Origin of the sequence: Shewanella sp. UCD-KL21 (assembly GCF_001957135.1) — a bacterium.
In the GTDB taxonomy this organism is placed as follows: Bacteria; Pseudomonadota; Gammaproteobacteria; order Enterobacterales; family Shewanellaceae; genus Shewanella.
Map to the genome: position 1 here is coordinate 111902 of NZ_MPHK01000006.1, position 25349 is coordinate 137250.

General features: G+C 41.3%; 27 protein-coding genes and 4 pseudogenes. 15 read left to right on the top strand and 16 right to left on the bottom strand.

What is annotated here, in order from left to right; all coding sequences use genetic code 11:
• Nucleotides 1-104: 104 nt before the first annotated feature.
• From BM739_RS07515 to BM739_RS20100, 4 genes and pseudogenes are all read right to left on the bottom strand, one after another.
• The gene (locus BM739_RS07515; protein WP_076539214.1) at nt 105-458 is read right to left on the bottom strand and encodes a RidA family protein; all 354 of its coding nucleotides are present in this window, start codon (nt 456-458) and stop codon (nt 105-107) included.
• 164 nt (nt 459-622) lie between these two features.
• Complete coding sequence (locus BM739_RS07520; protein WP_139326841.1) at nt 623-1303, bottom strand: hypothetical protein; 681 nt, start codon at nt 1301-1303, stop codon at nt 623-625.
• Nucleotides 1304-1372: 69 nt separating this feature from the next.
• Nucleotides 1373-3577, bottom strand: a complete 2205-nt coding sequence (locus BM739_RS07525) for an LruC domain-containing protein (protein ID WP_076539217.1) — start codon at nt 3575-3577, stop codon at nt 1373-1375.
• Between the two features lie 208 nt (nt 3578-3785).
• Nucleotides 3786-3911 (bottom strand): annotated as a pseudogene (locus tag BM739_RS20100) (IS3 family transposase); the annotation flags it as partial.
• A 521-nt stretch (nt 3912-4432) separates the two neighbouring features.
• On the opposite strand from BM739_RS20100, the gene BM739_RS20000 reads away from it, so the two are divergent.
• From BM739_RS20000 to BM739_RS07555, 8 genes and pseudogenes are all read left to right on the top strand, one after another.
• A protein-coding gene (locus BM739_RS20000; protein WP_139326847.1) for an IS630 family transposase occupies nt 4433-5402 on the top strand; the annotation gives its coding sequence in 2 pieces (ribosomal slippage) (nt 4433-4831 and nt 4833-5402; 969 coding nt in all).
• 94 nt (nt 5403-5496) lie between these two features.
• Nucleotides 5497-5652 (top strand): annotated as a pseudogene (tnpB, locus tag BM739_RS20700) (IS66 family insertion sequence element accessory protein TnpB); the annotation flags it as partial.
• A gap of 277 nt (nt 5653-5929) precedes the next feature.
• Nucleotides 5930-6193, top strand: coding sequence for a hypothetical protein (locus BM739_RS20480; protein ID WP_254843490.1), 264 nt, complete (start codon nt 5930-5932; stop codon nt 6191-6193).
• 39 nt (nt 6194-6232) lie between these two features.
• Complete coding sequence (locus BM739_RS20705; protein ID WP_368483153.1) at nt 6233-6472, top strand: hypothetical protein; 240 nt, start codon at nt 6233-6235, stop codon at nt 6470-6472.
• Nucleotides 6370-7043: pseudogene (locus tag BM739_RS20710) on the top strand (IS66 family transposase). Before BM739_RS20705 ends, BM739_RS20710 begins: the two are co-directional and overlap by 103 nt.
• Complete coding sequence (locus tag BM739_RS20495; protein ID WP_254843501.1) at nt 7030-7200, top strand: transposase; 171 nt, start codon at nt 7030-7032, stop codon at nt 7198-7200. Before BM739_RS20710 ends, BM739_RS20495 begins: the two are co-directional and overlap by 14 nt.
• 36 nt (nt 7201-7236) lie before the next feature.
• Nucleotides 7237-7317, top strand: coding sequence for a hypothetical protein (locus BM739_RS20650; RefSeq protein WP_303046090.1), 81 nt, complete (start codon nt 7237-7239; stop codon nt 7315-7317).
• Nucleotides 7318-7344: 27 nt separating this feature from the next.
• Nucleotides 7345-7536, top strand: a pseudogene (locus BM739_RS07555) (transposase domain-containing protein); the annotation flags it as partial.
• Between the two features lie 302 nt (nt 7537-7838).
• On the opposite strand, the gene BM739_RS07560 reads toward BM739_RS07555, so the two are convergent.
• Complete coding sequence (locus BM739_RS07560; protein ID WP_076539226.1) at nt 7839-8735, bottom strand: hypothetical protein; 897 nt, start codon at nt 8733-8735, stop codon at nt 7839-7841.
• Nucleotides 8736-9657: 922 nt separating this feature from the next.
• On the opposite strand from BM739_RS07560, the gene BM739_RS07570 reads away from it, so the two are divergent.
• The gene (locus tag BM739_RS07570) at nt 9658-10080 is read left to right on the top strand and encodes an N-acetyltransferase (RefSeq protein ID WP_076539232.1); all 423 of its coding nucleotides are present in this window, start codon (nt 9658-9660) and stop codon (nt 10078-10080) included.
• Between the two features lie 31 nt (nt 10081-10111).
• On the opposite strand, the gene BM739_RS07575 is transcribed toward BM739_RS07570, so the two are convergent.
• The 5 genes from BM739_RS07575 to udp form a co-directional block, all read right to left on the bottom strand.
• Nucleotides 10112-11167, bottom strand: a complete 1056-nt coding sequence (locus tag BM739_RS07575) for a glycosyltransferase family 4 protein (protein WP_076539235.1) — start codon at nt 11165-11167, stop codon at nt 10112-10114.
• 176 nt (nt 11168-11343) lie between these two features.
• Nucleotides 11344-12285, bottom strand: coding sequence for an SPFH domain-containing protein (locus BM739_RS07580; RefSeq protein WP_076539238.1), 942 nt, complete (start codon nt 12283-12285; stop codon nt 11344-11346).
• The gene (locus BM739_RS07585; protein ID WP_076539241.1) at nt 12285-13214 is read right to left on the bottom strand and encodes a slipin family protein; all 930 of its coding nucleotides are present in this window, start codon (nt 13212-13214) and stop codon (nt 12285-12287) included. The genes BM739_RS07580 and BM739_RS07585 overlap by 1 nt, the downstream gene beginning before the upstream one ends.
• Nucleotides 13215-13339: 125 nt before the next feature.
• Nucleotides 13340-13834 carry an NfeD family protein gene (locus tag BM739_RS07590; RefSeq protein WP_076539242.1) on the bottom strand — a complete coding sequence of 165 codons (495 nt, stop codon included), beginning with the start codon at nt 13832-13834 and terminating at the stop codon, nt 13340-13342.
• Between the two features lie 333 nt (nt 13835-14167).
• Nucleotides 14168-14926, bottom strand: coding sequence for a uridine phosphorylase (gene udp, locus BM739_RS07595; RefSeq protein ID WP_076539244.1), 759 nt, complete (start codon nt 14924-14926; stop codon nt 14168-14170).
• Nucleotides 14927-15230: 304 nt separating this feature from the next.
• Here udp and BM739_RS07600 point away from each other — a divergent pair, with 304 nt between their 5' ends.
• Nucleotides 15231-15440, top strand: a complete 210-nt coding sequence (locus BM739_RS07600) for a YdcH family protein (RefSeq protein ID WP_076539247.1) — start codon at nt 15231-15233, stop codon at nt 15438-15440.
• A gap of 99 nt (nt 15441-15539) precedes the next feature.
• On the opposite strand, the gene BM739_RS07605 is transcribed toward BM739_RS07600, so the two are convergent.
• Nucleotides 15540-16007 (bottom strand): hypothetical protein, encoded by a 468-nt coding sequence (locus tag BM739_RS07605; protein WP_076539249.1) that lies wholly within the window; start codon nt 16005-16007, stop codon nt 15540-15542.
• A 308-nt stretch (nt 16008-16315) separates the two neighbouring features.
• Here BM739_RS07605 and BM739_RS07610 point away from each other — a divergent pair, with 308 nt between their 5' ends.
• The 3 genes from BM739_RS07610 (at nt 16316) to BM739_RS07620 (ending at nt 18027) form a co-directional block, all read left to right on the top strand.
• Complete coding sequence (locus BM739_RS07610) at nt 16316-17149, top strand: mechanosensitive ion channel family protein (RefSeq protein ID WP_076539251.1); 834 nt, start codon at nt 16316-16318, stop codon at nt 17147-17149.
• A gap of 264 nt (nt 17150-17413) precedes the next feature.
• Nucleotides 17414-17836 (top strand): hypothetical protein, encoded by a 423-nt coding sequence (locus BM739_RS07615; RefSeq protein WP_076539254.1) that lies wholly within the window; start codon nt 17414-17416, stop codon nt 17834-17836.
• Nucleotides 17833-18027: a helix-turn-helix transcriptional regulator gene (locus BM739_RS07620; RefSeq protein WP_076539257.1), complete on the top strand. Its 195-nt coding sequence runs from the start codon at nt 17833-17835 to the stop codon at nt 18025-18027. Before BM739_RS07615 ends, BM739_RS07620 begins: the two co-directional genes overlap by 4 nt.
• Before the next feature lie 55 nt (nt 18028-18082).
• Here the strand turns inward: BM739_RS07620 and BM739_RS07625 are convergent, their stop codons facing one another.
• On the bottom strand, nt 18083-18544 hold the full coding sequence (locus BM739_RS07625) for a GNAT family N-acetyltransferase (RefSeq protein ID WP_254843493.1): 462 nt from the start codon (nt 18542-18544) through the stop codon (nt 18083-18085).
• A gap of 140 nt (nt 18545-18684) precedes the next feature.
• On the opposite strand from BM739_RS07625, the gene BM739_RS07630 reads away from it, so the two are divergent.
• Nucleotides 18685-19401: a DUF3313 family protein gene (locus tag BM739_RS07630; RefSeq protein WP_076539259.1), complete on the top strand. Its 717-nt coding sequence runs from the start codon at nt 18685-18687 to the stop codon at nt 19399-19401.
• A 67-nt stretch (nt 19402-19468) separates the two neighbouring features.
• Here BM739_RS07630 and BM739_RS07635 read toward each other — a convergent pair whose 3' ends face one another.
• Nucleotides 19469-20347, bottom strand: a complete 879-nt coding sequence (locus tag BM739_RS07635; RefSeq protein ID WP_076539262.1) for a radical SAM protein — start codon at nt 20345-20347, stop codon at nt 19469-19471.
• Between the two features lie 155 nt (nt 20348-20502).
• Between BM739_RS07635 and BM739_RS07640 the strand changes: the two genes are divergently transcribed.
• Nucleotides 20503-20766, top strand: coding sequence for a hypothetical protein (locus BM739_RS07640; protein ID WP_076539265.1), 264 nt, complete (start codon nt 20503-20505; stop codon nt 20764-20766).
• Nucleotides 20767-20859: 93 nt separating this feature from the next.
• On the opposite strand, the gene BM739_RS07645 is transcribed toward BM739_RS07640, so the two are convergent.
• The 3 genes from BM739_RS07645 to BM739_RS07655 form a co-directional block, all read right to left on the bottom strand.
• Nucleotides 20860-21177, bottom strand: coding sequence for a putative quinol monooxygenase (locus BM739_RS07645; protein ID WP_076539268.1), 318 nt, complete (start codon nt 21175-21177; stop codon nt 20860-20862).
• An 86-nt stretch (nt 21178-21263) separates the two neighbouring features.
• On the bottom strand, nt 21264-21734 hold the full coding sequence (locus tag BM739_RS07650; protein ID WP_254843494.1) for a GNAT family N-acetyltransferase: 471 nt from the start codon (nt 21732-21734) through the stop codon (nt 21264-21266).
• Between the two features lie 130 nt (nt 21735-21864).
• Entirely contained in the window at nt 21865-25035 is a 3171-nt protein-coding gene (locus BM739_RS07655) for a TonB-dependent receptor (protein ID WP_076539270.1), read from the bottom strand.
• Nucleotides 25036-25349 lie beyond the last annotated feature (314 nt).

Below are 25349 nucleotides of genomic sequence, written 5' to 3' on the forward strand. Positions count from 1 at the left end.
CTAGGCGGCTGCGACTAGGAACTGTAACGGATTCTTTGTGGGGATTTTATTGTGATGTCTGCTGAGCTAAGTAAGAAGCTGAACTTAACCCACTGGGTAGCAATTTAAACTATCTCAGCCGCCACTACCGAGATTTCAACCAGTAAGGCCTCACGGGCCATTTTAGCGGCAACACAAGCTCGAGCAGGCGCGTAGCCTTCAATCACCCACGCATCCCAAACCGCATTCATTTCAGCAAAGTAGCTCATATCTTTGACATAAATAGTGGCTGACAAGATGTGCTTTTTATCACTGCCCGCTTGCAGTAATAACGCCTCAACTTTATCCAGCATGGTTTGGGTTTGCTCGGTGATATCTTTGGTAGCATCTTGGCAAACTTGGCCACATAAATAGATGGTGCCGTTATGTTTTACAATCCGGCTCATTCTTTTGCCCGTTTCAATTCGTTCAATGCTCATGGTGCGCTCTTTTTGATCTGTTAATGGCGCTATTATCAGTTAAGTCAGCTCACAATGACAACTGAGAAAAACTCACTGGGCTGTTAAGCCCAAAATATCAATGCCTTGTCAGCGCTATAGGGCTAACAAGGCATAAGATTGACATGCAATTGATTATTTGAACATCAGTTAATCACTAACACCTGCGGCTCATTGGTCAAACTATGACTCCACTGCTGATAGATAGGCTCACTGCCATCATAAAACCATACCACTGCCATTAATGCTCGTTGATGGTTAGCAACCAATAACTCTTCAGACAATGCGCCTTCATCAAGGGCGCCGCGCAATAAGCAAGACTCAAAGTTAACGCTCACTTGGGTGCCATTTTGCTGATAATCATCACACAATGAAAAGTAACCGCGCTGGCTTGATGCTAGTTGCACATTAATGCTTAAGGTAAAGGCTGCTTGTAGATCAAAATAGGCATCAACCACCAAGTCATCAATTGAGGTTGCTGGCGCAGCTTCTGGCTCAGGTTCAGTTGGCCTTTCTGGTGTCTCGGGTGTCGTGGTCTCTGGGGTTGTATCTGTCGTTGTATCAGCTGTTGATGTCGCAGGCGTGGTCACCGCAGGCGTGACTGGCGGTGGCGAGCTATCATCGCCGCCACCGCCGCCACAAGCAGTTAAAAAGCTTAATGATAGAGCCATGGCTAGGCTAGTGGCTGTTTTAGCTCCTATTTTAGATCCTCTTTTACAAGCCGAGTTAATGTCTGTGTTAATACCTGTGTTCATGCCTGTGGCAATAGCTTTCGTCGCTGTTAATAACGTATTTGCTGCCATTTTGGTTTGAGTTAATGTATTCATAATATTCACCTTAAAATTCCGTTTCTTGCTTAAATTGATTAATTAAATTCACACTGCTCACTGTCAGGGTTAATCCTTAAACAGTAGCGAGTCAGTGGCGGTTAAATACCAATAAGGTTTGGTCTCACCGCTGGCATCTGCTGCAAACTCAATAAACTCAACATAAGCGGCATCAACACGTTGTAGCTCTGCAGGATGCTGCCATGTATCAGGCACTTCAATCGCCCAGCTCATACCGTTTTTATCTTGGAAATAGTGCCCTTGTGATGCCGTTGAAGCATCGTCATGCATCCCTAAAAATCGCGTATCAAACTTATCGGTTGGTGCTTTGTTTTTCAGATGGATTTCTAATTTACGTCCTGGATTTTTACCATCAGTAATATTTTTAGCCGCTAGGCCGTGATCAGTATCTGGAGTAGCAAAAATAAAGGGGTCATAAGGAAATTCAGGCATTTCATCAACATGTATCGCATCAACAAACGGTACTGTCATTTGCCATGTGGCACGGTATTGGGTGCCGCAACCGGGTTCAGTTCTGAAATATTCACAACCATTACCCGCTGTAACGTGTTGCCATAAGTCTTCAGTAAATAACAGCACCGCATTGGTTTGCCCTTCTTCAAGTGGTGAGCTGGTTTGCTTAACGCCTTGGACGCGCCACTCAATGGCTGACTCTTGCACATTGCCGCGGCCGATATCAGGTAATTGCACCGCAAAGCCATTGTGATACCAAGCGCCCATTGCCACTAATTGCGCATCGAAGCCCACACGGCGAACCATGTCATTTTTACTGTACTGGGTAATACGTAACTGCATCACCACATCGTTCATGTCAAAGTCACCTTGATAAGGGTATAAATCCTCGTAAGCAAGGGTGGTAAATTCTGACGATGATGGGTAATAGCTGATAGTGATGCCGGTTTCAGTGACAGTGATAGGGTAATCTTCTACTTCACCATCACTGACACCGCCTGTGGGTAATAAGTTAGCCTCTGAGCTCAAACGAAAACGTGACCAGGTTGCGCCAGTTTTAGCCCAATTAGGTACATTAATCGTCACAGTTGAGGTGCCGCTACTCACTGAGCGGGCAATAATCACTTGGTCTTCAGTATCAAACTGACCATCTTGGCCCCAATCAATCCAGCCATTAACATAAGCGCCATCACCTTCTACTGTGACTAATAACACCGCTTCTTCACCCACTTCAAAACCGGTTGGCATACTGATGCCATCGTCATCATCAATACCATCACTTTCATCATCTGATAACGGCGCAGGATAACCGTCGGACTCATTATCGATAACACTGCCTAATGACATGCCGGCAACCATATTATGGCGAGCACCATTTGAATCAATGAGGGTGCCGTAACTGTCAGGCGCATCACCAAAATCAACACTGTCCCCCACTGGTACTTCCGCTAATGCACAGCGGGCACCATCATTGGTAGAAGATGACGGGCCGTAAGAGAAAAGCTCAGCCTCTGGGGCGTCACTTTCAACGTTAACCTTATAAACGTTACCGTCGCCGTTGTTGCTTAAATAAAGGTTGCCATCAGGGTCAAAAAACTGCGCCCCAAAGGTAAAGTTACCACTGTCTTTGGTAATAACGCTTGCTAAGGTTTCAGCTGCACCTGTTGCTGGGTCAATCTTGAGTAATTGACCTGTGCTGCCATTGGTTACTGCATATAAAAAGCCGTTACTTGGGTGAAAGGCAAAATCGGTAATTGTGTATGAGGCATTGGCTTTACTACCAGGCACAATATTCATTGGATGGTCATTTCCATCTAATGGCACAGTAAATAAACCCACTTTTTTACGATAGCCGTACCAAACATTTTCGTTAATCGCCACATCACCTACATAGAAACCAGAGGCTGCCGCTGCCGCACTATCTTTAGTGATGGTTAATGGTTCTACTTGGTAATCTTCGCCCACTTTACCAACCGTATTATGTTCATAATCCCAACCGTATAAGTAGTTATCCATGTAGCTAAAACCGACACCGTTGAGTGATTTGTTTAAGCCCATATCAGGCGACAATACCGTATAACTACCTGTACCCAGTTCAACCCCAAAAGTTTTTGGAATGCCTGCTGGCGTTTGAATGATGAATGCTTCGGTAGGACAGGCACTAAATGGCTCAGCGGCATTGGTATTAGCACTGAACAAAGCCATGCTAGTACCAATAGCAATACTGCTTAAACCAAGAATATTGATGATTTGAGACTGAAGCGGTTTCACTTTAACTATTGTTGTTTTTAATGTTTTCATATTGGCATCTCGCTATTCGTTATCAGGATGTACTGAGATAATGCACAGCGAATGCCAACTTTTATTATTGATTAAATACAATAAGTTAGATTAACAACAAGATAATAACTCAATGCTAAAATGCATTCTGCAACGCATTCTGAATTTAATAAGATGGGTTATTGGAGTAAGAAGGGTCTATAAGTCGAGTGTTAGAGATATGGACTGGTCAACCTAAATTGGACACTTTTAGTTGAGAATTCTCAAATTCTACAGGTGACAGATCACCATTAGCAGAATGAAGTCGCTCCAAGGTGTAATATTTCATGTAAGCAGCCACATCTTGCTTCATAAACCGTAAGTGTCTAGGCAAAGACACATATCTTTCACTATGCTGCTGATTTATGTTGTTCCCATATTTTATTGGGAGATACATAATGAAAACTTTCGCGATCAACAGCAGTGGCAATAGCTCATTCTCGCTCAGCAACAAAGCGGCTTAAATATCAGCACTTATTGCCGTAAGCACAAATTATCAACCTCTAGCTTTTATGCTCACAAAAAACGCGTGGCATTGACTGAGGGCGCTTTCGTCTTTGCCAAACTTTCACAACACAAAGTCACCGAGCATAAAATAACCCAACACGATCTCATACAAGCACAAACAGCTATCACGTTAGCGTTTGCTCAGGCCAAGTTGCAGTTACCTCACTCAACCTCGCCGAGTTTTCTCGCGCAATTATTGCGGGGGCTTACTCGATGAAGATGTTTATTGACCCGCCAGCCATTTATTTGCATCGCGATGCCGTGGATTTTCGTAAGTCCATTGATGGTCTTGCAGCATTAGTTAAATCTGAGAAAAGCGCGCGTAAGCGTATGCGTTATCTCGCCTTACTTCATTTTACCGAGGGCCATTCTCGTACAGCCATAGCCAAAATGCTGAAGGTCAGCAGAACCAGTGTAAATGCTTGGGTTGCTCATTATTTAACTCATGGTATTAGCGGCCTAGATGATAAACCGAATCCAGGTAGACCCGCTCAATTATCAGTAAAACAACTGGAAAATCTGAAAGAATTTGTACAACGTCAAAGCCTGTCTGACAGTGGCGGAAGATTGATGGCAAAAGATGTCAGTCTTTTTATTCAGTCTGAATTTGGCGTGACCTTTAAACAGGCCAATATCTACAGGTTACTGCATCAATTAGGATTGTCATGGATAACGACCCGCTCTCGTCACCCAAAACAATCTAAAGATGTTCAGGACGCTTTTAAAAAACTTCCAGTTGTCAACGATCCTTAACACCCCAGGCCATGTGGCGTTAGATCGCATTGATGTTTGGTTTCAAGATGAAGCCAGATTTGGTCAGCAAAATACCACTACTCGCATTTGGGCGACGAAAGGAACCCGACCACGAGCGGTAAGGCAACAACAGTTCGAATCAGCGTATTTATATGGCGCGGTGTGTCCGGCAACGGGCGCGACAGAGGCTATTATTGCCCCGCATGCCAACAGTGAATATATGTGGGAGCATTTAAAATTAATTTCAGAGGCTACCGAATCGGGTCGCCATGCCTTGGTCATTATGGATGGTGCAGGTTGGCATCAACAAGGTCTGACTGAGGACTTTGATAATCTTAGTATCCTTAAGCTTCCTCCCTATTCTCCAGAACTCAACCCTATAGAACAAGTATGGCAATGGCTTCGTCAGAATGAACTCGCCAATCGTTGCTTTAGTGGATATGACGATATTGTTGAGCAGTGTTCCATTGCATGGAATCGATTTATTGAAGAGCCAGAAAGGGTGATTCAACTATGTTATAGACGGTGGATAAAGCTGAACAATTAATTAATGTGATTTGTATTATATTGGCGCACTGTTTGTGTTTTGTAATAAGGCCAAAAATAAACTCAAACTGCTGTATTGAAATAAGACAGGGTTTGCCCTTTGGTATAAGCGACTAGAAAAGCAAAGGTTTAAATGGCCAAGTAAGGTTGACCATCAAGCCTACCCCTTAACTGAGCAGCTGCTTTCATGGCTGTTATCAGGCTTTGATGTAATTGGTCATAAATCACTAAACTACCAATCTTTAGGTTAAATGAGACGAATAAAGGCGATCTTTTTTCAGTGAAGGATCGTTGACAGCAGACACTACACTGATTAATGGTTAACCCCTTTTTAGGCTTGTTATTTCTGATACACTGCGAGTATGAACTACCTGACGACCCAGCACAACTCAAGCAAATTCTGCTTGAGTTGCAGCAAGATTGGCGACGCAAAATGACATTATTTCTCAAAAAGATGCCTAATTGCTGAGCAAAGTGCGCAAATCCATGAGTTATTAGCCCAATACAACGCTAGGCTAGCCAGAGAGTTTGCTAAAAATCAGAAAAAGGCCTGGTGCGGGCGAAGTGTTTAATGAGGCTGAAGCTGAGTTAGATACAGAGCAAGTCGATACACTTGATGAACAAGATAAAGCACTGCTTGCTGAACCGCCCATTTTCGATAAATCATCAAGGCAACCTAAGCGTCAGCTATTGCCTGCTGAGCGTCCTCGTGAAGAAGTGACCGTCGATATTGATGAAGCCGACAAGTACTGCGACTGTTGCCAAGGTCCACTGCATCCAATAGGGCACTGAGAGACTGAAACGCTGGGGTTCGTTCCTGCTCATATCAAGGTGATTAAAACGAATCGGCCGAAATATGCTTGCCGTCAATGTGAGCAACAAGACATCACAGCTGTGATAAAAACCGCCCCATGCCAGCCTCACCCATCCCGAAAAGCATGGCTCCGCCGAGCTTGCTCAGTCATATTATTACCTGTAAATATCAGTTTGGACCGCCTTTATATCGTCAAGACACCCTGTTTACCGATATTGGTATCGCCCTTAACCGTAAGACCATGTCGAGTTGGATGATACGCTGCGCCGACTTGCTTGAGCCTTTATATCAACAGCTGAAAATAAACTTACTAAAGCAAGAGGTAATCCACGCTGATGAGACCTCGCTTAACGTATTGCAAGCCGATAAACAGACAAGCTACATGTGGCTTATTGCTGCGGTGACGACTCTCTCAAGGGCAACACTTACATTGTGCTATATGACTATCATAACAGTCGTGTAGGCCAATGTGCCGTTGACTTTATTAATGGATATTCAGGATATTTAAAAGTAGATGGTTATCAGGCCTACGCCCATACCGATGCTACTTTGGCGGCTTGTTTGGCACATGTTCGTCGTAAATTTATCGAAGCCAAAGGGACGAATAAGAAGGCAGGAAAAGCTGATGTGGCACTGAAGCTTATCGGTAAACTTTACGGTATAGAGCAACAAATCAAAGACAAAACCGCCGCTGAGAAATATGCGATACGCAAGCAAAAATTTAAATCATCATTGATGAACTTCATCAATGGCTATTACAACATTAAGATAAAATCCCACCGAAAATGGCATTGGGAAAGCTATCCTTTATGGGCTGAACCAATTTGAAAAATTCAGGCGTTACTTAGATTATGGTCGATTAAGTATCGACAACAACCGCGCTGAACGGGCGATAAAACCTTTTGTGATAGGTCGTAAGGCATGGCTATTTTCAAATACGCCACGTGGTGCCCGCGCAAGTGCAATTCTTTACAGCCTCATATAAACGGCAAAGGCCAACGATCTTATCGTACATGAATATATTGCCACGTGCTTGCAAGGTTTAACTGATAACCCAAGCAAAGTTGATGCTTTATTGCCGTGGAATATCAAATCAAGTTAATTGGCTAGACGCATACCAATCATCGTGGGTGCGGAGGCCAGTGCTATTTTGTACAGCATCATAGAAACGGCCAAAGCCAATGGGCTAACGCCATTCGATTACATTGAACACTGTTTAGAACAATTATCTCAGCCTAATTGCGTCCTCAATAGCCTTTTACCCTGGCGCGTTAATCTAAGCAAGGCGAAGTTCACCGGGCGCTTACGTTTAGACACATAGATTGTTTTCAGTGAAAACAGAGTGCAGGAAACACGACCTTAAGCCGCCCACCCCTCCTGTTGGTATTGTTTACTTTTTGCACTAAAGAAGGTGGGTTTTCGTATTAAACTTTCAATGGTTTTAAGGGCCGTTCGGGGGGTATATTGGTTAATTGTAAGTTTGCTAGTTTCTTTGTTCTGAACTGCGAGTTTAGAGGGGTAAAGTAGGCCATTTAATATAACTGCCAATTGGACGCAATTGTTGACATCTCAATAAAAAATTACATTAAGATGTCAATCAATAGTTTATGTCATATAAAGTTACTAATTAGGATGAGGGCAGACCTGCCCTGAGCTGCAGATTGGAACGATAGTCACTGTTCCTGTTGGTATTATAGATTCGTTAGCTCCTCTAACAGTAAGACCATAAGATTTCATAGCTGCAAGAAACGATGTCCATGTAGTTTGAGACATGTTGGTAAACGTGTAGCTAGCTGTAAAAGGGTTTTTCTCTCTCAAATCTAAAGAATTGTGTCCGTCTTGAATTTTGATAAATTTAAAGTGGTATTGACCATCAATGTCAACAAAATCCAAAACAGCGTAAGCTAGCGTATTATCATTAAATTTAAAAACTAATGGCGGTGTGGTAAGTGATGGAGCATTATTTATAATTTTAGAAGCGCTACCAATAATAGTTGAAACTTTTTCAGCATAGACGTCTTTAAAAGGAGCGCTGTGGTTGAAAAAGTAACTTACTTGACCTTGTTTGTGACTATTCTGAACTAAATCAAATGCTGATCCTGTTAATATTTCCGGGATGACTATAGACCTTAGTGAGAAGTAACTCTTAGCATCATTGTAGGCTAACGCGTAATCCGTAAAGTCGCTAAGCTGTTGATTTTTAACTGGGATTTCTTTTGTTAGGTATTTGTATTTTTGTCGACAAATCTGTTGTCGCCCCCCTTCACCATCTGGTTCTTGAAGATATTCACATTCTATATACCCAGTTTTAGAAACTTGGTATTTTTTATAAATAATATTAGGCATATTAAAAATATGCGCAGTAACAACCCCATTTTCTGATGATAATGAGCGGGCTTTGGCCATAAACTGCTGATCAGTTGTACAGGTTTCGCAGAAAGATGTGGCTTCTTCTGAAGCTAAAGCCACTTGGGATGATACACCCAGGAGAAGGGCTATAACTAAGTTCTTATACATCATAAAAATCCTTTTTTAAATTAATGAACGCCGAGAATGTTAACCGACCGTTACCGCAGTGTAAATAATCATGCCAACCAACAGCTTATTTATTGCTCGAAAGATACCAAGGTGCGGATCGATTTCTCTTTTTCCAGAAAGACGCTCAAAAGAGTTAAGTTGGCTATTTAACATGATTCGTAATTGTACGAATGCTATCTCACCACCACTAGTTGACACGTGTAACGTTGCGGGTTGCTGTTGTCGGGTTGCAGATGACTACCAATACAGTCAAATCGAAGAGACAATAATCCCAGTGTAGATGCGTTCAAGACCTTCGAAAAAAGGGATTTTTTCGCAGAGCCCACAGGGATGTGTTCACGGCGTGTCTTGGATGCATCTGCACATAAGCCTGCGGCAGGCAATGGATTAGATTGAAGTAATGGACTTAGATAAACTAGCCAACAAAACTAAGTAAAACATTGAACTAAGATCATAAGTTATATTAAGGTATAACCACTTAAGGACAGAGTAAGGTAACCTCGAACACAATCTTCGAGCACGCCATTTAGGGAAGAAGAAGCCATTAAATAATGATGTGCCTATCAACTCCCCTAAAAAGTTTACTCTGAGCATACTAGTTAAGGAGTTTTCATGGGTAGCATACATTATTACTATTTAGTTGGGTTCATGCTCTTATCCGCAATTTTAAATGCATTCATAGAAAATGAGAGTATCGGAATAAAGTTACTTTGCTTATTTTTTTTATTCACAACTTTCGTCTTTGCCTCTCTCTTTCATTCTTTAAAGGTTAAAATTGCAAAAGAGAAAACCACGAACAAATCGCACATAACAGGCTGATTAATAATGAAAAGCTAGTTATTCACCCCTTCAATATTTTAGCCAACAATTTTTTGCCAATGATTAGGGCTTTAGGAAATTTGCGATGATTTCATATCAATCAACAGCCGATCTTTATGCATCGGCAGATATTACATTTAAAAACATGCGCTCATATTATGAACACTATTCTGTAAATTGGGAACAGTCTAAGATACATGAGCAAATTGTTGACCTAGAAAACTGGGACATTCTTTACAACGCTTCGATCGTGGGTGCAATTCGTTTAGCCTTTGAGCATGATGGGTGTTATATCCGAGATTTACAGGTTAGTGAAAAATTTCAAAATAATGGTATTGGTGCAGCTGCCCTAACAGAGTGTGAACGGTTAGCAATTAAAGCTGGTGTAAATAAACTTAGGCTACGAGTTCTTAAAATTAGTCCTGCATATCATCTATACATTAGGAATGGCTTTGAGGTAGATAAAGAAGAAGATAGGTTCTTTTATATGTCGAGAAAAATCTCCTAACAAGAAATCAATCACATTAACCATTTAACACTCAACCACGCTTATTTTCCAATAGCTGCACAAATAAGCTTTTCCATGCTTGTTGAAGATCCTGCCATTGTTGACTGCGCCAATCAGCGACTTGAGCAGGCTCATGGCTTGATGAGTGAACACTCGATAAATAACGCTCAATGGCATCGGCCAGTGAGTTAACAAATTGCTTATCATCTTGGCCGCTAACCTTTGCCTCAAGGATCTTACCCATGTTTTGCAGTTGATGCTGACGAATTTGATCCCCCAAACCATCCACATCGGTTGAGATAATGGCTTTACTCATGGCCATAGATTCAATAAATACCAAGCCAAACGGCTCCCAGCGTGATGGAATAATAACCCCGTCACATTGAGCTAAAAAGCTAGGCACATCGTCAATTTTGCCCACAAGCTCTACATTATCAAGCTGAGAAGCTAGCTGTTGTAGCAAAGGTAATTGCTCACCTTCACCCGCAAGTTTTAACACACAAGCTTGGTTAACCAGTTGCATTGCTTTGAGTAATAAATCAAAGCCCTTTTGTTGATGAAAGCGGCCATAAGCCGCCAACACAGGAACAGGATTAGCAGCTTTATCGGCATCTTGGGCCTGAGTTTTACCAAACAAACTAAGATCGCGCCCTTGCCCCAATTGAGCAATTTTGTTTGCTGCTAACAGCTGATTAGCTAGCATCCATTGCTGCTGAGATGGCGCAATAGACACCACTTTATTCATTAAGCGGTAACTTAATTTGAGCATGAAATAAAATCGCCGCGGGTGTGTAATTTGTTGATTAACAAACTGTTCGCTGTAGTGGTGCTCTTGGAGGATAAATATGATTTTAGGGTGGCGTAAGCGCAGCCATGCAATACTCAGCAGTTTGCGCCAGCTTGACGCGCCATGAAAACAAACAATATCAGCGTCAAATGTCATATTCTGCCAACGGCTAAAATCTACCTGCCGAATGTCAAAGTCAAAAGCTTGGGTGAGGATTAAAGAGCTGCATAAACTGTGCAACGCAAAATTAACGCCGCCCATATTAGGGTCATCGACACAATGCAAAATCCTCGCTTTCACTCTGACTCCTTGAGCTATCAATAACCGGCTTATTAAATTAAAGCACTGTTAAAACAATATACTTGTCTTAGTTAAATCGCAAAGTTTGTTACCCCAACGGGCTTATCCCTTTTATTAAGAGCATAAAAAAGAGGCTAAAATAGCCTCTTTTTTGATTTAACTTAGTCGCTCGACAACTATTTGGCTTTCTTATTATCTTCCAAGCCCATGCTGTCCATCCAGTAATCAAAGTTAATTATATTGCCGGGTAACACCACGCGGTTGTCTTTATCTTTTAAGCCTTCAAGCTGTTTAAGATATTGCTCACCGAGTTGTAGTCTTAAGGCGCTTTGACCACCGGGTTTTGAGATCACTACCGCCAAGCGCTCAATGGATTCCGCAGTGGCTTTAGCTAAGGTTAAAATCTCTTCGCCTTTACCTTCAGCCTCATTGATACGGCGCTGCATTTCACCCTCTGAGCGGTTAATGGTTTCAGCCATCACACCTTCTGAGCGATTAATTTTACTCTGCTTATCACCTTCACTTTGGGCTAATAATGCACGGCGTTCACGCTCAGCATTCACCTGCATTTCCATGGCATTTTTAACGGTTTCTGGTGGGGTAATATTTTTAATTTCGTAGCGATGTACTCGAATACCCCAAATCGCGCCAGCTTCGTCCAGCACTTGTACAACTTTGGCCGAGATAATGTCGCGCTCTTCAAAAGTGCGATCTAAATCTAAGGTACCAATGACTGAACGTGTAGTGGTTTGCGCTAATTGAATCGCGGCGTAACGATAATCTGTTATACCGTAACTGGCTTTAACGGGATCGGTAATCGAGATATAAATGACCCCGTCTACTTCAACGTTAACTTCATCGCTAGAAAAACACTCTTGCGGCGGCACATCAATGGTTTCTTCTTTTAAGTCATGGATATAAGCCACTTTATCAACAAAAGGCACCAAGGCATGAAAACCGGCATCTAAGGTGCTGTGATATTTACCTAAGCGCTCAACAATATAAGCTGACTTAGTGGGCACTAACCGGATAGATTGGAATAATTTCAGCACAAAAATAACAAAAATCACCCCCCAAATACCCATGACAATTAAATCGGTATCAATTCCATTCAACATTAGCGTGCTCCTTTTGCTGGGGTGTTAGTTACGGCATGGGTCACTTGCTCCATCCCTTCAAAGAAGCCTTCTAACTTGGCCATTTCAGCAGGCACCACTGATACTTGTGTTTCAGTTAAAATGTCACCCACTTGGCTAATAAACTGCTCTTTCAGCATCATATTCATCGCATCGTTACCGCCTTGGTTAGCCAGTGCGGTGCAAATCATATCCATACCTTCGGCTTTCGCTTTAGCAATAATGGTAATTTCTTGGCCAGAACCAATCGCCTCATTAATGCGTTTTCGCTTTTGCCCTTCTGAGAGGTTAATCGCCTCTTGGCGCTCACCTTGAGAGATATTAATCATGGCGTCTTTTTCAGCATTGGCTAAAGTGATTTCTGCTCGCTTTCTACGCTCAGCTTCCATCTGTTTTTCAAGGGTATGGATCACGTGTATTGACGGGGAGATATTTTTAATCTCATAGCGAAGCACTTTAATGCCCCAAGGATCTGACGCTTTGTCAATTTCACGAACAATAGACTCGTTCAAGCTGTCACGCTCTGAAAAGGTTTGCGATAGGGTCAATTTACCAATTTCTGAACGCATAGTGGTTTGTGCGAGATTAACCGCAGCTTTACGGTAATTTTCGATACCGTAACTGGCTAACTTGCCATCCATCACTTTAAGGTAGACCAAACCATCCACTTCCAGCTGGGTGTTATCTTTAGAAATACAGCTTTGTGGTGGTACATCTAATACTTCTTCACGGGTATCGTGGCGATAAGCGACTCGATCCACAAACGGCACTAAAAAATGAAACCCTGGTTGTAATACGGTTCTGAATTTGCCTAAACGCTCAATCACATTGACCTCGCGCATCGGTACAATCAACATCAATTTATATAAGATAAAAAATATAAATAAAATGGCTATGGTTAGTTCAAACATATGTCCCCTTCCTTTTGAAAAACATCTTTAGGCAGCGTAACCCCCTAAACATGACTTAATTCCTTTACTCAGTTGGCCCCCTGTTGGTGACCAAATCAATAAAACCTAATTCTGCTTATTGGTGACTAATCTTGTTTATCAGTGATGCTTTCGCCCATTAACTCAGTTTCTGTATATGGCTCAACCACTAAGGCAATATTATCTCGGCAAATAATTCGCACTTTGGTGCCTGCTTTTATTTCAGTGCCATCCCCTAGTGCTGACCACTCAGTACCAGAAAACAACACCCGACCGGTTTTTTCACCCGGGCCAATATCAGCTTTAACTGTGACAACTTGATTATATAAATCCATTTCCTCATCGGTATTATCCACATGCTTGTCACCGCCAATCATTTTTTGGGTGATATGGCGAAAACTAAGCAATAGAACCATTGAGGTAATAAACCATAAAGTGAAGCTTTGTGCGGTGCCGTCGACAATACCGGTAAATAAAGCTGCGGCAACAATGACGCAGGCAGCGCCGAGTAAAATGACAATGCCACCGGGAACAATAATTTCCGACAACATCAGCCCGATACCGACGATTAACCAGATACTGGTTGGATTTGAAAATTCCATATACCCCCCTGTAAAAACGTTATCATATAATCCCTTAAGCTATAAAATCCGAACTTGGATAATGTTTTATAGCGCTGACAACTTTCAATTGATAACTACTACGCAGTGGTAATAGTGGTGCTATTTCCAGCACAGGATATGGGTCACGCTAACCCCATATATTGGCCGCCATTATCACGACATAATATGTCAACAATACAGGATATTGGTGATATTGCAATCATATTTCATTGCTAAAGCTTAGCGATAATTGCATATAAACTGGATAAGCTCATAAATAAAAGCCAATAAAAAAGGTGCCTAAGCACCTTTATATTCAATTAGTTAAATACATTAAGCTAATAGTTTTCTCGCTGCATCAACCACAATAGCAACCGCGCTACCTTCGGTTTTCTTCATCATGGCTTCATCAGGAATTTCTTGCTGGGTACGATTAACGATAACCCCAGCAACACACGCTGCGCGCCAGCCTTGTGTAGCACACATAGTAAATAGCGTTGCTGACTCCATTTCGTAGTTCAGTACGCCCATGGCTTGCCACTCTTTCATCGAGCCCACAAAGCGGCTGGTAACACGTCCTGAGACAGTATCGTAACGCTCTTGGCCTGGGTAGAAAGTATCAGATGATGCAGTAATACCCACATGAGGTTCTTGGCCTGCGTCACGACATGCTGCCACCATAGCGGTAGTACAGTCGAAGTTAGCCGCCGCAGGAAACTCAAGTGGGGCAAAGTGTAAACTGGCGCCATCTAAACGCACAGAAGCTTGCGTGACAATAACATCGCCCACATTCACATGTGGCTGAATTGCGCCTGTGGTGCCAACGCGTAAGAAAGTCGTCACCCCTAGTTGTGCTAACTCTTCTACTGCGATAGATGTTGATGGTCCGCCAATACCAGTTGAACATACGACAACCGCTTTGCCATCAATATAAGCAAGATAGCTGGTGTATTCACGATGACTTGCTAAAAAAGTCGCATTTTCCATTAATTCGGCGATGCGCTTAACGCGCTCAGGATCCCCTGGCACAATTGCTAAGGTTGCGCCATCAAGCATTTGCTTGGTTAATCCTAGGTGAAATACATCGGCCATATTGAAAACCCCTTTCATATTTGAAGATATCATTCTAATTGTGACGACTGTAACCCACAAGCCGCGCTATGAAGGTTAACTGGGTCACATAAATTCTGTTATTAAACATTCGCGTGATGATTAAAAATTACAAATGTAACTAGCATCACTAATTTACAGCACCATAAATCAGCCAAGCCCAAATAGCTAATTTTAGTTCATTTAAAAGTTTTTGAAGTAATGAATTAATTATTGATCTAGGTCACATTACCGACGGCAAAGTAGCGTTAGTTTGAAGTTAACATTAGATAAAAGGAGTGAGTCGATGTTTCCAGAGTACCGCGAGTTAATCAGTAAACTTAAAACCTCAAATGCCCATTTTTCAAAGATTTTTGATGAACATAATCAGCTAGATGAGCAGATAAAACATCATGAGCAGCATTACAGCAGCGATAGCACCCCAGAGCTAAAAATACTAAAATCAAAGAAGCTGCATTTAAAAGAAGAAATTTTTACCATGCTGCAAAAGCAGTAATGGCTATTGCGCATTAATCGCCAATATTAGCGATCAAAAAAGGACGCTTGAAGCGTCCTTTTTGCTGGCTAATGAAAACCATTAGCGCGAACAGAGCATTTATTTTGCCGCTTTAATGGCTTCGATTAAGGTCTCATTTGAATCAAAGTTCTCAATGCTAACAACGGTTAACTTATCTAGGGTCACCATAGTGGCCATATCTTCTTCAGCAGGCCAGCTAGCTGTGGCATCACCTTCACGATCAAGTCCCACCGCAAAAGGTAAATCTTTCATTTTTGGAATCGCCACAAAGCGAGCGATCAACGATGGCATACCACTGATATCGGCAATATACACTAAGTTTGCAGGCTGCTGCTCAGTCGTTGTTGCTTCTAATGCCGCTTGAATGAATTCGCCACCTTTCATACCGCGACTAAACAGTACCACTTGAGTTTGCTCATTAACAACTAGCGGTTGCTCAAATTGATCTTCTAAGGTGACTGGCTCAATTTTATCATTCACGACAAACACATTTGCCTGTGCTGAGGTCATAAAAAGTACACTAACTGCAAATAAAAGCGCTTTCATGTTATTTTCCTGAATTAAGTGATAAGCCCTTATTTAAAGGACAATTTTACGGGCATTTATAATTAACAAAGCCTTAAATAAAAATGGCCAACTCACTATACTCGAATCCGTAATTCGACTTTAACAAATTGGCTTAGAAGCATGATGCACCTCACGGATTAATACAGGCTTAATTAATCACAATAACAGAGGCTTCAACTATAAAGTCTCAACAGTAATAAGTGTTAATTAATTGCAAAAATGACTTTATTACCATTGGAATATCACGCATTATTTCCCTGTTAATTCGTAAAAATAAGAAAATCATCATGAATGAAGCAAGCTTAGATCAAGAACTACAGCAAATACAGAATGTCTATGACCTTCTTACTGAATTTATTGTGCAATACAGCTTTCAAATTGTTGGCGCTGTCATCATCTTACTTATCGGTATTTGGGTCGCTAACAAAGTATCGAACTTCGTTGTTAGCCAATTCGAAAAGCACGATATTGATGTCACCTTGGGCAATTTTGTCTCTAACTTGGTGAGAATTTGCATCATTGCTATGGTGGCGATCATTTCGCTAGGAAAACTCGGCATTAGCGTCACTCCGATGGTGGCTGCAATTGGTGCCGCATCATTAGGTGCAGGTTTAGCACTTCAAGGGATGCTGGCCAACTATGCTGCGGGGGTCACCATTATTGTAACTCGACCTTTTGTTATTGGTAACACCATTGAAATTAAAGGCGTGGCTGGAGTCGTTGAGAAAATTCAGCTCGGCTTAACCATATTAACCAATGAAGAAGGCGAGTTAATCAGTATCCCTAATAAACATATTGTCGGTGAAATACTGCATAACTCTCACGAGTATAAGTTAGTCGACACTCAATTTAATATTGATTATCAAACCGATCCCCAGCAAGTGATTAAATTGATTGCTGATGCTGTCATGAGCCATGAAGGCGTCAGCCAAACCCGCACTCCACAAGTGGGCATTAATGATTTCAACAGTATCGGAATGGAAATCGGCGTGCGTTATTGGGTGCCAACCAATAGCTATTTTGAAGACAAGTACCAAGCGAATTTAGCCATTATCAACGCGCTTAAATCAGCTGATATAACCATTCCTTGTCCGGTAAGAGAAATACATGTGCAGCAGTAGCTTAACCCGTAAAAATATGTCTTCAGGCACACGCTAAAAACTTAGCAAACTATCGTTATTTCACGCAAAACATCCAAGTATTCTCAGCCAGTTTATATAATAACTGGCTGAATTTAGCCTGCTACTGTCACCGTTATCGTCATCAATAAAAGTCATCAATAGCTTACTTAATGTCGTCAAAACTTGACATGAGTAATTTTTAGCCACATAGTTAAGTCAAGTTTACTTTACTTAAAGACAAGCTAACTTGAAAAGGAACGGTTTATGAATACACCTAACTCAACAGAAAGCGATTGGAAACAGTGCAACAACGTAAACACTAAACGTTTAGCGAAATGGACTGCGGCATGGGTCATCACACTGGCGATAACAACTTTTGGGCCTGTGTTTATTTGGATGCAAAATGACATCATCACAGCCGCTGCAATTGGGGTTAATTTTCTAGTCGGTATCGGCATGATTTGGGCTAATAAAAAACACTTAGCCAGCCTTGATGAACTACAACAAAAAATTCAGCTAAACGCCATGGGGCTGAGTTTAGGTGTCGGGTTAATTGTTGGTATCAGTTATTCCACCTTAGCCACGACAGGCCTTATTAATGCACATGCTGAAATATCTCATTTAGTCATTGTTATGAGTTTGACCTACATGGTTGGCATTATATTGGGGAACAGGAAGTACCGATGAAAAATAGACTAAAAGTACTCCGCGCTGAGCGGGACTTAACCCAAGCACAATTGGCAGAATTACTCAGCGTTTCCAGACAGACTATTAATGCTATTGAGAAAGGAAAGTTTGATCCAAGTTTGCCATTAGCATTTAAAGCAGCGCGACTATTTGGCTTAACCATTGAAGAAATCTTTCAAGACGAGCCTTAATCGGCCTCTGAGCTCAAGTGCGGCTTGAGCTGGGACAACTTACTTTGGTTAACCGTTAAGTAAGTTGTTTATGCATGAACATACTGTTGGGATCATCAGCAAACTTATCGCCAATGTCAAAACCAAAGCTTTGATACAGCTGCCTTGCGGGTTTAAAAAAATCCATTGAGCCGGTTTCTAGGCTTAACTTCTCATAACGCTGACATTTAGCAAACGCTAGCATATGTTGCACTAAGTGCTTAGCAACACCTTTACCGCGATGTGCATTAGCAACCCGCATCGACTTTATTTCACCGTGGCTGGCAGTTAATTGTTTAATTGCGCCGCAGCCAAGTAGCTGCTGATTTTCCCACACAGTCCAAAAGGTAATATCAGCTTGGCGCAGTTTCGTTAAATCTAGCGCATGGACACTTTCTGCCGGCGATGTGGCATACATGTCCTGCAAGTGTTCATTTAATAGAGCAGCAACTTTAGCGCCAGATAAATCATCGACTCGAATATCCATATTTGTGCTCATGCTCATAAACCTTTTATTTTTAATCCTGTTTAACCAAAAGCCACCACTCAATCACCAATACTGAGCGCTAAATCTATTATTGACTCTGCAGTGATAGCTGCCATATTTATTAGCACAATATACATTAATGGATTGATTATATGCGCAAGACTTATTTAACTGCTAGCCCCTTAATTTGCTTGATAGCATTCACTCTCATGGGCTGTGCATCAGGGCCTGCCACCCTGCAACAAGGGCCGGATGCTGAAATCACCAAAGAAGGTTTAGTTAAAGTCGATAACTCGAGGCTGGCCTTATCGTACGCAAGACCCGATGTAAATTGGGGCCAATATACCAAGCTGTACTTTGAACCCACCCAAGTCACCAATGATCACCCTAAAGATTACCGAGCACCAAGAATTGATCGGCAATCAGATGGAGCAAATGCCACTTACGATTTACCCCAAGAGTCCCTCGATAAAATGGCGCTGCAATTTAGTAAAACCGTTAGCGACGTGTTTAATAGTGAGCAGCCCTTTGAGTTAGTCACAGAAAAAGGCCCTAACACCTTAGTAATTGAAACCGCAGTGACCGATATTCGCTTAAGCGCGCCGATTGAAAAATCCCGCAAAAGCTATAATTCCATGGGAAAAACCTATACCCAAAACTCAGGTTCAATGGTGTTACTGGCGGTGCTCAAAGATGGACAAAGCGGTGAAGTGTTAGCCAAGGCGGCTGATCGCGGTGTAGGCTTTGATCAATGGCGCCAAAATACCCAGGTATTTAATTGGGGCGATGTTAAAACCGTTTACCGCCATTGGGTAAATGACTTTAAAAATGCCTTAATGACTGCAGCAGCTGAAGAAAAGAGCCAATAGCAATACGCCTTGAAAACATACTAGATAAGCTCTGTGCCAATTGTGATACCACAATTGGCATTGTTAATTACAAGCCCCGCTGCCATTCTTGTCTTAGTGGGATAGCACCTTTTATCGCTTGTTCAACTTGCGCTAATAACTGGGTTTTGTCTTTTCCTAACACGCCTTTAAGCACCAAGTAATTTGAAGCATGATCAGAACGAAAAATCGTTTTGGTTAGCTCAAGTCCCGTGAGTAAAGTTTGCATTTCACTGAGTAAACCCAATTGATCAGGCAATACAAAATCACCATCAAATGCCTGATCCATTCTCTCGGTCCCCAATGGCAGTGTCACCACTAAGGTAGATAAATATTCAGGCTGAGCTTGATTCATCAGTTCAGCAGATGCCTTAGCATGCTGAATAGAAAGCGCCTTACCCCCTAGCCCCATTAAAATCATCACTGATGACTTGATCCCTGCTTGCTTTATTTTGCTTAAAGCAGCTAAAGAGGATTCAAAGGTTTCGCCTTTTTTAATACGTGTTAACACTTCATCGTCACCACTTTCACAGCCGATATAAAGTAAAGACAAGCCTAAGGCTTTAAGCTCCGCTAACTGTTCAACGGTTTTGTTAGTTAAATTACGCGGTAGACAATAACTACTAATGCGAGTGACACTGGGTAAATGGGTATTAATAAGCTGGCAGATTTCTTTTAAGCGCTTAAACGGCAGCGTCATGGCATCACCATCAGCTAAAAACACTCTAGAGATTGCTACTCCTGAAGCGGCGGCAGTGAGAATGTCTTGCTCAATATGATCAACTTTCTGAGCACGAAACTTTTTCTGCTCTTGGGTATACATATCGCAGAAGGAACATTGGTTCCAACTACAGCCATTGGTAACCTGCAATATTAGCGACTTCCATTCTGATGGCGGTCGAAAAACGGGTTCTATATAGTTAATCATCTAACAGCCTCTAAAATCGATATTGATTACAGCTTTTGTATGAAAAACACTCTTAAAGGCTGTTTTTCATCCTACTTTCGTACTAAAGCGTTTGAATTGATCGTTTTGCTTGTTTATAGTCGTTTGATAAAAATAATTATTCAGGCTAATTGATTATGAATCAAGTCGCATATCAACTCAGTGAAAGACGTGAAAGTCCTCTTACTAATGAAGAGCATTGGGAGTTGCTGACAGCAGATCAAAAAGTTGCCCTATACGATTTAAACCGCTTTGGTTATCGGTTGCTTTTCGTTAGAAATATGCCAGAAGGCCCTCTGGCTGTGATTTCTCAGCAAGACGAGTTAGCCATTATTGACCATGAAGGTGAGTTAAATCTACGCCCTAATTTAACCCTAAGGGAATTACCTAAGCCCCATTAAATTTAGCGTTTAACACAGCTATCATCGTATAATCGAAATAATTTAAAGAGTGCACTCGCACTCTTTTTTTTATTTTGCTAATCAGTTTAATGCTTACGCAATCACTTCATTGAACACTTCAACCTTATGTGACTCAACAAGTTCAGGCATAACATTATGGAAATAATTTTGAATGTAATCCGTCGCGTTATGTTTATCAAATACTGCTCTGTCGGCAAATTTTTCCACAAAGGCCACTTTGCTTTCATCATCTAAACTGATATTTAACTCGTAGCGAATACAACCTAATTCACGGCGAGTAGCGGGGATCAGCTTAGCAAGAGCTTCGACCAGTAAATCACGTTTACCTTCTTTAGCCACAAACTGAGCAACACAAACGATACGGGTATTATTGATGATAAAATCTGACATTATTTTTCCTTAAACGACAAATGAAAATGGTTAGGTTAGCAGGCGTAAATAAAAGCTCATTTTAAATGGTGACAACATGCTCTTTGTTACACATTAAGCAACATATCAATATGGGGAATACCGTCCTCTAAGTACATTTCTGAGTTAACCACAAACCCTTGCTGCTGATAAAAATCACTTAAATGCTGTTGCGCACCAATTTGAATATTTTGCGCTGGCCACAATTCTTTTACCACATTGATTGAGCGCATCATTAAGTCATGTGCAATACCATGGCCACGGCCCTTTTCTGCCACTATCACTCGGCCAATACTGGCTTCATCATAACTGACACCTGCCGCTAAAATTCGCGTATACGCAATGATTTCACCTTGCTGATTAATCCCTAACAAATGCTTGGTTTGCGGTAATCTGTCTTTATCATCAAGCTCGGGATAAGGGCAGTTTTGCTCTACCACAAACACATCGACCCTGAGTTTTAATAGCTCGTATAACTGATCAAGGCTAAGTTCATTAAAGCTCAGTAGTTTCCAATGCATTAACTCTTTTAACGACATGTATTATTACCATAAAATTAATAGCTATTAGAGCAGTCTAGCATGATTAAATAGGCTGATTAACCAGTGAATTTCAGACAAAAAAATACCGAGCAGTAGCTCGGTATTTTTTAGGTTAAATTAGCTCAATTTAGAACTTGTATTTAACACCAACTTTTAACTGCCAAGCTGATTGCTTGATGTCATAGTTGTCATAATTTTCAGTTTCAATACCATCTTGGCCATACGGCACTGAATAAGTGTAAACACCAGTATCTGCATCATAGTTATGATCAACTAATTTTTTACTGTTAAAGCTTTGGTATTCAACCACGCCCCAATCATCATTTACTAGGTTAAGTACGTTTTTCACGTCAAAGTATAAAATACCTTTATGTTTCTCAGTGAAACCAGGTAGCTCTTGAGTGAAACGGAAATCTAATTGATGAACCCAAGGTTGGTTATCCGTGCCTTTAGGTGCAATACCACCAGCATACTTACTCAAACCAATAGCATCAGTTGCTTCTTTAAACTCCTCATACGTTAAACCATAAGCATATTCAACATTCGGGTCATCAGCACCTGTAGGAATATATGGTAAGTAATAAGAAGAATTCGCAAAGCTTGATTGGTCACCTAAGTTACCATCTTTATATGAACCTAGTGTCCAAGTAATCGGGTTGCCTTCACGCGCTTCATAGAACATGTTAAAGCTAGAGTTATAACCTGCTACAAACTCAACATCGTAACCTAGGCTAAAGGTGAAACGATGCGGCGTTTCATAATAACCTGTACCCATTGAAGTACCATTACGATCGTATTGAACTGGAGTATATTGGTAGTTAGATGTCGCTGTTGAAGAAGAACCTTGGTTACCTTCTTCTACAGAGTTAAATGCATAACCTGCACGCATACTCAGACCCATATCCCAGTTTTTAGCTAAGCTTAAGCTTAGGGTTTTACTGGTACCATCTTCTTCTGCATTAGTTAGCATTAAGTCATAACGGTTAGTATTACCACCGGCACCATCATTTGCTAATGGATCCCAAGTTTCATATACCACACGACCCGTGCCATCAGTCTTAACTTCACGGCGGGCTAAATCAACCCAAGCAACATCATTTTCTTTTTGGACATATAAGAATTCACCACCAAAGAACCAGTCTTGACCTAGTGCACCGAAGTCCCAAGTACTGTCAAATCCAATGCTTGCACGCCAGTCTGAAGGTAGTTCGAAATTAGGATCTAACGAGTTAGTATTACCATCGCCACCAACCAATGCATCTTGTGCTTCATTAGGTACATTACCAAAGTCAGGCGTGCCCCACGCATCATTCCAGCCATCATTATAACTTAATAAGCTGTTACCATCATTTGAGAAGCTGTTTGACATCCAAACTGTTGGTGAGCCGCCGCTGTAACGACCGACACCACCACGTAATGTCACATCATCAGATAGGATATAAGTTAATCCAACACGTGGTAACCAGATATCTTTACCATCTAATGTATTGTTATTAGCAAAACCATAGCGTGAAACAAAGTTATCATTTAATGAAGGAGAGTCTGACATGCTAATGGTTTCGTAGCGCATACCATAGGTCAGCTCTAAATCAGCGGTGATATCCCATGAGTCTTCAACAAATAAGGCTACGGTATCCATGTTAAAGCTAGCGCCGACATCATTTGGATTACCCGATTCTGCATTACCATAAAAGAATTGATCAACAACACCATTTTCAAAATCTTCAATGCTGTTAAATGACCAGTTACCTATGACATTTTGTGCGAACAAGTTAAAGACTTCGACATTGTTATACTGCACACCGAAGCCAATTTCATGATCACCTAAATAGTAATCACCCACAAAACGAATTTCTAAATTTTGGTTATCTAACTGGTTGGCTTGACGAGATTTATCAGTACCAAAAACAATGTCATTTCCTGACTGATCGTATGATTGAATAGTGACTTGACCAATCCCTAAATCATCAATGGTATTTGAACTTGTAGTAGTGTCTTTATAGGCAACTTTTATTTCAGTGCTGAAGTCATCTGTCCAATCACTGTAAAGATTGGCAGCATACGTCTCAAGCTTTTCTTCTTTGTTATACCAAGTACTTGATAAGTTTAATTCAGTAGCTTTCTCTGACAGGTTTCGTGTCAAGTTACCAATGGTATTTTGATAAGTAAAACTAGCACGGTGCATATCATTAATATTCCAGTCAATTTTGGCTAGAATTTTCTGATCTTCTTCCTGAGGGCTAGTGCTGTATGAACCGATATTATCTAAGCCGTAAACTGATGATGCAATATCTTGCACTTTAGTTAACTCTTCTAAAGTGATATTGGTATTTTTTACAAAACCAGCACCTAAAGGACCATACTCAGCAGACTTTGGTGAATCATAGTTTTCGTAAGAACCAAAGAAAAACAACTTATCTTTAATCATTGGAAAACCAACGGTACCACCAAATGTTGTTTCTTCGAAGTCTTGATCTTCACGATTGCCTTCGAAATCTGGCTGCGTTTTACCCGCCATGCTGTCATTGGTTGTTTCCCAAAAAACAGAACCTGAAAGTTCGTTGGTGCCTGATTTAGTTACCGCATTAATTTGTGCACCAGTGAAACCGCCATTACGGGCAGTATAAGGAGATACATTCAATGCCACACTTTCTACTGCATCAATTGAGATAGGAGAGCGTTGAGTCGGGTAACCATTTGAGTTAAGGCCGAAATCATCGTTTTGTGAAATACCGTCAACAACAAAGGTATTAAAGCGTGGGTTCATGCCCGCAACACTCATTGAGATACCGTCAGTACCGACAACAGCCATAGGGTTTTGACGCAATACATCTTTTAAGTCGCGGCTAACACCAGGAGCACTGGCAATTTCTTTAGCGCCGAAATCACTATTTGCACCAGCAGTTCTGAAATAGGTAGCAGCACCAACAACACCGATGCGTTCCATTTCTTCAGCTGTTTTTAATGAACGGTTAAAACGGAAAGTTTCACCTAGTAATAAGTAAACATCATCTTCCACTAAATCAGCAAATTCATCTGAATCAATTTTGATAATGTATGGACCACCAACACGAAGACCGCGGGCAGTAAACTGTCCTTCAGCTGTAACAGGTACTTCGGTAACTGTGCCAGTTGGCTCATGAATAATAGTGATTGTTGCATCTTTAACACCATTACCCGCTGGACCTGTAATTTGTCCACGGATATCGGATGCTGTATCGGCAGCCATTGCTGGTAAAGCAACGCCCATAGCAAAGCATGTCGCTAGCGCTAAGCGACTGATTTTATTGTTTAACATTTTCAGACCCCTGAAATATTTTTATATTTATTTATGTACTAGTTAATCTAGCTTTATAAAGAAGTTCGTAGAGTAAAAACTTCAGGCGCTAGTTTATAACCAATTTGTTTCAAAATCATGTCATTCTTGAACTATTTAATAACAAAACTTAAACTACCGCCGTCAACCTTGCGCAACACGCTCAACAAAAGGCAAACAAGGGTCTCAAAATTGTCTTTTTTAGCCTCAAGAGTTAATTGAAAAATTACTTCATCATTCGCTGTTTAACCCCATTTAAGTGGTTTACTAGGTCCAAGCTACTTAAATACCAATGG

What these genes read in the sequence shown, in the direction of transcription:
- BM739_RS07515 (WP_076539214.1), bottom strand. Translation starts at nt 458, where the DNA reads ATGAGCATTGAACGAATTGAAACGGGCAAAAGAATGAGCCGGATTGTA.
- BM739_RS07520 (WP_139326841.1), bottom strand. Translation starts at nt 1,303, where the DNA reads ATGAATACATTAACTCAAACCAAAATGGCAGCAAATACGTTATTAACA.
- BM739_RS07525 (WP_076539217.1), bottom strand. Translation starts at nt 3,577, where the DNA reads ATGAAAACATTAAAAACAACAATAGTTAAAGTGAAACCGCTTCAGTCT.
- BM739_RS07560 (WP_076539226.1), bottom strand. Translation starts at nt 8,735, where the DNA reads ATGATGTATAAGAACTTAGTTATAGCCCTTCTCCTGGGTGTATCATCC.
- BM739_RS07570 (WP_076539232.1), top strand. Translation starts at nt 9,658, where the DNA reads ATGATTTCATATCAATCAACAGCCGATCTTTATGCATCGGCAGATATT.
- BM739_RS07580 (WP_076539238.1), bottom strand. Translation starts at nt 12,285, where the DNA reads ATGTTGAATGGAATTGATACCGATTTAATTGTCATGGGTATTTGGGGG.
- BM739_RS07585 (WP_076539241.1), bottom strand. Translation starts at nt 13,214, where the DNA reads ATGTTTGAACTAACCATAGCCATTTTATTTATATTTTTTATCTTATAT.
- BM739_RS07590 (WP_076539242.1), bottom strand. Translation starts at nt 13,834, where the DNA reads ATGGAATTTTCAAATCCAACCAGTATCTGGTTAATCGTCGGTATCGGG.
- udp (WP_076539244.1), bottom strand. Translation starts at nt 14,926, where the DNA reads ATGGCCGATGTATTTCACCTAGGATTAACCAAGCAAATGCTTGATGGC.
- BM739_RS07600 (WP_076539247.1), top strand. Translation starts at nt 15,231, where the DNA reads ATGTTTCCAGAGTACCGCGAGTTAATCAGTAAACTTAAAACCTCAAAT.
- BM739_RS07605 (WP_076539249.1), bottom strand. Translation starts at nt 16,007, where the DNA reads ATGAAAGCGCTTTTATTTGCAGTTAGTGTACTTTTTATGACCTCAGCA.
- BM739_RS07610 (WP_076539251.1), top strand. Translation starts at nt 16,316, where the DNA reads ATGAATGAAGCAAGCTTAGATCAAGAACTACAGCAAATACAGAATGTC.
- BM739_RS07615 (WP_076539254.1), top strand. Translation starts at nt 17,414, where the DNA reads ATGAATACACCTAACTCAACAGAAAGCGATTGGAAACAGTGCAACAAC.
- BM739_RS07620 (WP_076539257.1), top strand. Translation starts at nt 17,833, where the DNA reads ATGAAAAATAGACTAAAAGTACTCCGCGCTGAGCGGGACTTAACCCAA.
- BM739_RS07625 (WP_254843493.1), bottom strand. Translation starts at nt 18,544, where the DNA reads ATGAGCACAAATATGGATATTCGAGTCGATGATTTATCTGGCGCTAAA.
- BM739_RS07630 (WP_076539259.1), top strand. Translation starts at nt 18,685, where the DNA reads ATGCGCAAGACTTATTTAACTGCTAGCCCCTTAATTTGCTTGATAGCA.
- BM739_RS07635 (WP_076539262.1), bottom strand. Translation starts at nt 20,347, where the DNA reads ATGATTAACTATATAGAACCCGTTTTTCGACCGCCATCAGAATGGAAG.
- BM739_RS07640 (WP_076539265.1), top strand. Translation starts at nt 20,503, where the DNA reads ATGAATCAAGTCGCATATCAACTCAGTGAAAGACGTGAAAGTCCTCTT.
- BM739_RS07645 (WP_076539268.1), bottom strand. Translation starts at nt 21,177, where the DNA reads ATGTCAGATTTTATCATCAATAATACCCGTATCGTTTGTGTTGCTCAG.
- BM739_RS07650 (WP_254843494.1), bottom strand. Translation starts at nt 21,734, where the DNA reads ATGTCGTTAAAAGAGTTAATGCATTGGAAACTACTGAGCTTTAATGAA.
- BM739_RS07655 (WP_076539270.1), bottom strand. Translation starts at nt 25,035, where the DNA reads ATGTTAAACAATAAAATCAGTCGCTTAGCGCTAGCGACATGCTTTGCT.